Annotated in this window: 6 protein-coding genes; 2 read left to right on the plus strand and 4 right to left on the minus strand. The window is 68.6% G+C overall.

Annotation, left to right across the window (positions count from 1 at the left end):
* Positions 1 to 7: 7 nt before the first annotated feature.
* The 4 genes from ABZ027_RS40260 to ABZ027_RS40275 form a co-directional block, all read right to left on the minus strand.
* Positions 8 to 2,062 (minus strand): discoidin domain-containing protein, encoded by a 2,055-nt coding sequence (locus ABZ027_RS40260; RefSeq protein WP_356777521.1) that lies wholly within the window; start codon positions 2,060 to 2,062, stop codon positions 8 to 10.
* Between the two features lie 196 nt (positions 2,063 to 2,258).
* Positions 2,259 to 2,771 carry a GNAT family N-acetyltransferase gene (locus ABZ027_RS40265; RefSeq protein WP_356777523.1) on the minus strand — a complete coding sequence of 171 codons (513 nt, stop codon included), beginning with the start codon at positions 2,769 to 2,771 and terminating at the stop codon, positions 2,259 to 2,261.
* Between the two features lie 202 nt (positions 2,772 to 2,973).
* Positions 2,974 to 3,630 (minus strand): YceI family protein, encoded by a 657-nt coding sequence (locus tag ABZ027_RS40270; RefSeq protein ID WP_356777525.1) that lies wholly within the window; start codon positions 3,628 to 3,630, stop codon positions 2,974 to 2,976.
* A gap of 682 nt (positions 3,631 to 4,312) precedes the next feature.
* Positions 4,313 to 5,842, minus strand: coding sequence for an MFS transporter (locus tag ABZ027_RS40275; RefSeq protein WP_356777527.1), 1,530 nt, complete (start codon positions 5,840 to 5,842; stop codon positions 4,313 to 4,315).
* Positions 5,843 to 6,176: 334 nt separating this feature from the next.
* Here ABZ027_RS40275 and ABZ027_RS40280 point away from each other — a divergent pair, with 334 nt between their 5' ends.
* Both ABZ027_RS40280 and ABZ027_RS40285 read left to right on the plus strand, forming a co-directional pair.
* Positions 6,177 to 7,019, plus strand: coding sequence for a serine/threonine protein kinase (locus tag ABZ027_RS40280; RefSeq protein WP_356777529.1), 843 nt, complete (start codon positions 6,177 to 6,179; stop codon positions 7,017 to 7,019).
* Between the two features lie 70 nt (positions 7,020 to 7,089).
* Positions 7,090 to 7,593 carry a carboxymuconolactone decarboxylase family protein gene (locus ABZ027_RS40285; protein ID WP_356777531.1) on the plus strand — a complete coding sequence of 168 codons (504 nt, stop codon included), beginning with the start codon at positions 7,090 to 7,092 and terminating at the stop codon, positions 7,591 to 7,593.
* The last annotated feature ends 143 nt before the right edge of the window (positions 7,594 to 7,736 follow it).

Genomic DNA, 7,736 nt, shown 5'->3' on the forward strand with positions numbered 1-7,736 from the left:
CCTGGCGTCAGCCGCTGTGGACGCCCACCTCGGCCAGCGAGTAACCCCAGTCCGTACCACGGTCCAGGCCCAGGACGCGGACGTAGCGGGCCGGGGTAGCGGTGAAGCGGGCCGTGTCCAGGCCGCCGTCGCCCGAGGTGGTGGACCAGACGTTCTGCCAGTTCGTTCCGTCGGTGGAGAGCTGGATGCGGTACGAGGTCCCGTAGGCGCGCTCCCAGTCGAGCGTGACCCGCCCGACCCGGTGCGTGGTGCCCAGGTCGATCCGCAGCCACTGGTCGTCGCTCCAGTCGCTCGCCCAACGGGTGCCCGGGTCGCCGTCCACGGCACGGCTCGGCGCGTAGCTGGTCACCGGGTTCGACTCCGCCGAACTGGCCGTGGCCGTCGCGCCCTTGGCGAGGTTGACGCCTGCCTGGTGCCGCTCCGTCCCGCCCCAGGTGCCGAGGTAGGACTCGGCGCCCCGGAAGAGGTCGTCCACCACGTCCTGGCCACCGACGCGCCGGATGTCCTCGATCCAGTCCGGGACGAGACCGTAGTGCGCGGCACCGTCTGTGTTCAGGTCCCACGTACGACTGCCGGTGGTCTGCCTGTCGATGACGGAGCCGCCGTCGACGCTCTTGAAGGGGTACGTGACCTTGTTGGCGGCGTCCGCGCCGCGCGGGGCGGGCCAGCCGCCGACTCCGTTCATGTCCGTGCCGAAGCCATAGCCGACGTGGTACTTGTCGCGCAGGACGTCGGTCCGCTTCGCCTCGGTGCTGAACTCCTCGGAGCCGTGCATGTACTGGGCGACGAAGCCGCCGAGGCCGTAGACCCGCTCGGTCCAGTTGAGGTCCATCCAGCTGTGCGAGGAGATCACGCCGGGGTACGACGCCGACTCGAAGAGGTCGAGCACCCGGCCGGTGGCCTTGACGCTCATGTGGTCGATCTCCAGCATCATCTTGCGTTTCATCATGCCGCGCGCGGCGTACTCACCGAGGTCGGTCAGTCCGCGCGCGTTGCACTGGGCGTCCTCGTCGTACGCGGGGACGTCCACGCCCGCCGGGAGGTCGTCCTCCGCCTTGGAGGCGGCGGTGCCGATGGGGTTGTCGTGCTGGGGGCCGGCGCACTTCTCCGTCTTCCAGAAGGTGCCGGTCGACAGGAACTGCCCGACGTTGATGGCCGTTCCGAGTCCGCCCTCGTCGAAGCGGACGCCGCACAGCGCGTTGTCGAACTTGTGGCACAGGAACATGCTGCGCACACCCAGCGCGTACAGCTCGTCGAGTCCCTTGTCGATGTCGGCCTTGCTGCACTGCGCGATGTCCAGGACCTGCTTGCAGCCGAACGGCTCCGACGTCTCGACTCCCAGGACGACCGCCAACTTGCCCTGTTCGACGACCTGTCGGGCCTGCGCGCTGTCGGTGACGATCCTGAACCAGCCCTTGCCGGGGCCGCCGTACATCTTGTCGACGTAAGCCTGGAGGTCGTACGTCCGCTTCGCCTGGAGGCGGATGGACGTCATCTCGTCGCAGCTTCGGTCCTTGAAGGGGTAGATCGAGCAGATCACGCCGTTGGTGACGAGGTCGTTGACGAGCACCCGCTGACCGCCGCGCCAGGCACGCTCCACCCAGGCGTAGTAGTTCTGCTGGTGGGTCAGCGAGTCATGGGCGGGCCAGTCCTTGAAGGTGGGCCAGCCGACCGGATCGTGCTTGCCGTCGCCGCCGCCCGTGATGTAGTCGAAGATCGCGAGGGAGCCGTCGGGGTAGTGCTCGGGACAGTCCTTGAGCGCGTCGGCGACGCCGGCCTCGGAGAACGTCTTTCCGCAGATGAGCCGCCCGCCGAAGCCCTCGTCGGCGAAGAGGTGATTGTGGGCGTCGACGAAGCCGCGCACCTCGCCCTGGGCGTTCGTACCGGTGAACGGCTCTCCGGTCACGTTGATCCGGGAGTCCGGCGCCGGGCGCGCGGTCGGCACCCACCAGTCGGCGTCGGCCGCCGAACTCGGGGTGGGGCCAAGGGACATGGCCAGGACGAGAAGTAACAGCGACAGCAGGGTGACGTCTTTGCGTCCACGGTACGGGCGTTTGGTCATGGTCACTGCCCACGTCCCTCGATCGGCGGGATGGCACGGTCGACGAAGGCCCCTGGGCAGCCCATCGAGTTGTCATGACCGGCGCAACATCTGCGTCGAGGATCGCGGCGAGCGCATTGCGAGTCAAGGGTCCGGGACGCTTGACCTGATGAGCGTGCGCTCGTTCCGCCCTGCGCTGTTCGGTTTGACCGTCTCGTCAGGTTCGGTGACCCGAGGGGGCAACATAGGAACGCATCCGCGCGACCCGCCCGTCGGCTGTCGTCCAGTCGGCTGCGGAAGTGCCGACGCAGCGCCATCCGGCACGTTCATAGAGGTTGATGGCGGCGGCCGCCCCGGCTTCGACTTCCAGAACGGGTCTGAGTCCGTCCGCTGCGGCTACCGCGATCGCCTTGTCCAGCAGCCTCGCGGCCACCCCTCGTCGGCGGGCACCGGCACTGACGAAGAGCCGCGTCACGGACACCAGACGCCGCGAAGGCAACCCAACGGCGAGAGCCAGGGCCTCACCGGGACGGGCGAGGACCAGATGCCCCAGGACAGCCGAACTGTCCACGGCCACCCAGGCACCGAGCATGCTTCGGGGAGTCAGCCAGCCTTCGGGATCGACAGGCCAATCCACCGGATAGCGATCTGTCGCATGCACCGTGGCGAGTGCCTGGACGCAGCCCTGCATGTGGTCATCGGCGCGCGGACGGATCGTCAGTTCGTTCATCCCGGGATCCTGACATACCGTCTGAGCGAGTCCGGGCCGCCCCGAACTCCGGCCCCACCGGGCCGGGAACGGGTCGGACGCGGCGGCAGGCACGGGGACACCGGTCGCCAGCACCGGACCCGCCGACGGGTGACCTACACCCATCCGCACGGGGTCCGGCAGCTCAACCGGATCGAGGCCACCGGTGTCGTCGGCCGCGTGGTCAGCCGGTGGGGATGGCGCGGATCGCGGCGATGTCGAGCTGAAGGCGCACCTTCTCGCTCACCATGGCGCCGCCTTCGGCGAGTTTGGAGCTGTACGTCAGACCCCATTCGGAACGGTTGATGGTGGTCGTCCCGTCGAAGCCGACGCGTTCGTACCCGAAGGGGTCGGTGACGTGTCCGATGTAAGTGAGCTCCAGCACGACCGGCCGGGTGGTGGCCCTGATGGTGAGGTCACCGGTCATGCGGTAGACATCGTTGCCGGGGACCTCCACGGCGGTGCTGGTGAAGCGCAGGTGGGGGTAGGTCGCGGCGTCCAGGAAGTCACGGCCCACCAGGTGGGCGTCGCGTTGTTCCACGCCGGTGTCGACGCCGGCGGTGGACACGATGATCTCCGCCTTCGAGAGATGCGGGTCACGTCCGTCGAAGTAGAGACGGCTCTGGTATTCGGTGAAGGCACCGCGGACCGTGGTCACCATGGCGTGCCGCACGGAGAAGCCGATCCTGCTGTGTGCGGGGTCGATGACCCATTCTCCGGTCAGCGCCGACAGACCGGGTTCCGGAAGCACGGCGGAGGCGGCGCCCGTCGACCGGGTGGGGGGTTGGGGGGCGGCGGACTCCGAGCGTCGGAACACGCTGCCACGGCTGAACAAGTTCATGATTCACCTGATTACTGCACGAGGAGATCCAGCCGCAAGTCCGCGCCGATGACCGGCACTTCCCAAAGGCACACCGCACACATCGCGCACCTTCCCGGCATGAGAGAGGAACGAAAACTCCACACACCCGCCACTCGGCTCCCAGAAAGCAGCGGAAAACGCAGTGGCGGACGCGAGCCTGGTCGTCGACGACTTCAGGCGCTGTCCTCAATGACTTTCCGGGCCAAATATCGCGAATGCCCCTGGTCGAGTCCGACCAGGGCGCGGGTCGCGAAGTCCTCGTGGATTTCCGGGGTTTCGTTCCGGTCGATACCGGGCGGTGAGGAAAGGTCACCGACACGGCGGAACCCCACCCCGCTGGGCGGGATGGGGTTCCTGTCGGAGCGCTGGGCAGGCCTTGCACCTGCATCTCCCCGCAGGAAGCGGGGCGTCTTTCCTTGGACCACCAACGCATCGTCGGACACCGGGAGTTCGGCGCCGCGTTCTGGATCAACCTTACCGCAGGCTGGAGGTGCTCGCGCCCACACGCGTTCGGCGGGCGGCTGTCACCTCACGGCAACCCGGGGCCTTGACGCACGGCCCACCCTCGACACCGCGCCGTTGCGGGGTCGGGGCTGGTCCGTCGTACGGCGATATCAGGTGCTGCGGCACCGGGGAGACGATCCTCGACCCCCGGGCCGGCTCATCGGACTCCGGCGTGTTGACGTGAGGCCTTGTACAGGTCGGTGGAGGTGCTGATCAGTTCCCGCTGTTCCTCCCGTGAACCGACCATCGGCTGCGAGCCGTTCAGCGGTACCTGGGCGCTCTCCGGCAGGAACTTCACCGTCACCAGGCCGATGACCCCGGCCAGCATCAGGTAGTAGGCGGGCACCAGGTCGTCGCCGGTGACACTGACCAGCGCCTCGGTCACCAGTGGCGTGGTACCGCCGAAGGCTGCGACCGCGAAGTTGAAGCCGATGCCCATGGCCGCGTAGCGGACGGCGGTCGGGAACAGGGCGGGCAGCGTCGCGGCGCTCGGCGCGGCGAAGCAGGCCAGCAGGGTGGAGAGGATGAGCACGCCGAAGATGGGGGGCCAGGTTCCCTCCGCCTTGATCAGCAGGAAGGACGGGACGGCGAGGACGATCATCGCGGCCGCCGCCACACCGTAGAGGGGCCGTCGGCCGACGCGGTCACTGAACCGGCCGAGGAAGGTGATCAGCAGCACGATCCACACCATGCCGACCAGCACCAGGACGTCGGCGGAGCTGCTGGAGCGGTGCAGCGTCTCCGTCTGATACGTGGGCAGGAAACCGGTGACCATGTAGTTGGTGACGTTGTAGAGCAGCACCAGGCCCATGCAGATCAGCAGCGGCCGCCAGTGGTCCTTGACGATGGCCCGCAGCTCGCTGCCGGTCGACTCCTGGGCGAGGCTCTTCTCGTGTTCGTCCAACTGCTGCTGGAACGCCGGGGATTCCTCCAGCTTGAGCCGCATGTACAGACCGATGACCCCGAGCGGCCCGGCGATCAGGAACGGGATCCGCCAGCCCCAGGAGAGCATCTCGGCGTCGGTGAGCAGCAGGTTGAGGACGGTGACCAGAGCGGAGCCGAGGGCGTACCCGGTGAAGGTGCCGAAGTCGAGCCAGCTGGAGAGGAAACCCCGGCGGCGGTCCGGGGAGTACTCGGCGACGAAGGTGGTGGCGCCGCCGTACTCGCCGCCGGTGGAGAAGCCCTGGACCATGCGGGCGAGCAGCAGCAGGATGGGGGCGGCGATGCCGATGGTGTGGTAGCTCGGGATCAGGCCGATGGCGAAGGTACCGACCGCCATCATGATCATGGTGGTGGCGAGCACCTTCTGCCTGCCGAGCCGGTCGCCCAACGGGCCGAAGACGAGGCCGCCGAGGGGGCGGACCACGAACGCCGCGGCGAAGGTCGCGAAGGAGGAGATGACCTGGGCGGCCGGCGAGGCGCCGGGGAAGAACACCTTGCCGAGGGTGGCGGCGAGGTAGCTGTAGACGCCGAAGTCGAACCACTCCATGCAGTTGCCGAGCGCCGAGGCGCCGACCGCGCGCTTCAACAGCGGCCGTTCGACGACCTGGACGTCCTCCTCGCGGAAGGCGCGCTTATTGCGTCGCAACCGTCGGGTCAGTTCCTCCCGGACCTGATGCGGCAGCTTGGCGACGGACTTCGGAAGGTTCCCCCTGCCCGGCGGCTTCGGCTGCTCCTCTTGATTCACGTGTGGCACGATTACCGCCTTTCTCCCGAGATCATGTGCGCTGCGCCGATCGTCCGGCGCCGTCAGTGCTGCTGCCCACGTTTGCGCATGCCACACAGCAAAGCCCCACGTCGGCAATCGGCCACCGTCGTTCACGCCACACGACAACGCGTTACTCGGTACGCCTTACGCGGCGTGCACCGGCAGTGTCCGGTTCCACCTGGTCGGGATGTCCCAGCATCCCGAAGGATTCGCGCACGTCGAGAACAGGTAGCGGAAAAGGGGTTGTTGGGGCACTCCGGGAAAGGCGGCGGGCCTTTAGAATTTTCGATGACCGCCACGGGGGAAGTGTGTAATGGACACCGTTATCGTGCAGTTGCCCGACGACACCACGGCACATCAGCGGGGTATTCACCGGAAGCCGCGGCTGCTCCACATGGGGCCCGGCGAGACGCAGGACTTCGGTCGGGGGGCGCCGGGCGAGGTGCCGGCCATCGTGCTGGCCGATCCGGGGGTGTCGCGCCACGCGGGACGCATCGAGGCCGCCGGAGACTTCTGGCGCCTGTCGAACTTCAGCGCGGGGTCCACGTATGTGGTGGAGAGCCTCGAAGGAGCCGGCGAGTACATCAAGGTCGCGCCCGGACGGCTCGGCGCCCCTGTCCCGTTCGAGTTCTCCAGAGTGGTGCTGCCCGCGCTGGACGGCACCGCGGCCTTCAAGGTCTTCGCACCGCAGCACGCCTACGCGCCGGACGGGGCGGGACCCGACCACGGGGAGCGGACCGTCAGCCCCTTCTCCCTCGACCCGACGTCGAAGTACTTCCTGGTACTGGTCGCGCTGTGTGAACCGAGGCTGCGCAGTTCCTCCGGTGCGGCCCTGCCCGGCGCCGGAGAGATCGTCGAGCGGCTGCGTGCCCTGGAGTCGTGCCGTGACCTGACCCGCTCGGCGGTGAACTACCACATCGACTATCTGACGTCCGCGAAGCTCCGGCTGCGGAGCGTCCACGAGGACGACCTGTCGGCGTCCGGCCCGAAGGACGGCGGGCGGGTGGGCGCCAAGCGCGAGGACCTGGTGACGCTGGCCCTGCGGTTCAACCTGGTGCACGAGGAGCACCTCGCGCTGCTGCCCCGCCGCACCCCCGCGCCGTGCCCGGCGACCGTACCCGGGGCGGCGACGCCACCGGCGCCCGCACACCGCTGACCGCCTGTCCACGAAGCCCGGTGGCCCGCGTGATAGACCATCGGCGAGACATCGCGATCAAGGAGCGCACGTGACAGATACGGCACCGGCGACCACCGGCAGACGGGTCTTCGTCGACAAGCAGAGCCCCGAGGCGTACCGCGCCCTGACCGCCACGGGCGAGGCCGTGCGGGGCGTCGCCGCCGCGGCGGGACTGGACCGGCTCCTCGTCGAGCTCATCAACATCCGGGTGTCGCAGATCAACGCGTGCGCGTACTGCCTCAACCTGCACACCAGGGCCGCGCTGCGGGCCGGCGAGAGCGCCCAGCGTCTGGGGGTGCTCCCGGCCTGGCGGGACACCGAGCTGTTCACCCCTCGCGAGCGGGCCGCTCTCGCGCTGGCCGAGGCCACCACGCGTCCGGCGGACAGCGTGCTGCAGGAGAGCGCCTGGGCACAGGCGCGGCTGGTGCTGTCCGACGACGAGATATCGGCGGTGATCTGGGTGGCGATCACGATCAACGCCTTCAACCGGGTGTCCGTCATGAGCAAGCATCCCGTGCGCGGTGTTCCCGCACCGCCGCCGTCATCGGCCTGACGGCGATGCCTCGTCCACCGTTCAGGAGGACGATCGGGGTTCGTCGCACGGTCGGCCCGGCCTGTTCGGCGATGTCGCGGACGCGCTCCGGGGGGTAATGCGTGTCGAGGGTGAGGTCGAGGTAGGTGTGCAGGTCGTCGGCC

Source organism: Streptomyces sp. NPDC006332 (assembly GCF_040612855.1).
GTDB lineage: Bacteria > Actinomycetota > Actinomycetes > Streptomycetales > Streptomycetaceae > Streptomyces.

What these genes read in the sequence shown, in the direction of transcription:
- ABZ027_RS40280 (WP_356777529.1), top strand. Translation starts at nt 6,177, where the DNA reads ATGGACACCGTTATCGTGCAGTTGCCCGACGACACCACGGCACATCAG.
- ABZ027_RS40265 (WP_356777523.1), bottom strand. Translation starts at nt 2,771, where the DNA reads ATGAACGAACTGACGATCCGTCCGCGCGCCGATGACCACATGCAGGGC.
- ABZ027_RS40270 (WP_356777525.1), bottom strand. Translation starts at nt 3,630, where the DNA reads ATGAACTTGTTCAGCCGTGGCAGCGTGTTCCGACGCTCGGAGTCCGCC.
- ABZ027_RS40260 (WP_356777521.1), bottom strand. Translation starts at nt 2,062, where the DNA reads ATGACCAAACGCCCGTACCGTGGACGCAAAGACGTCACCCTGCTGTCG.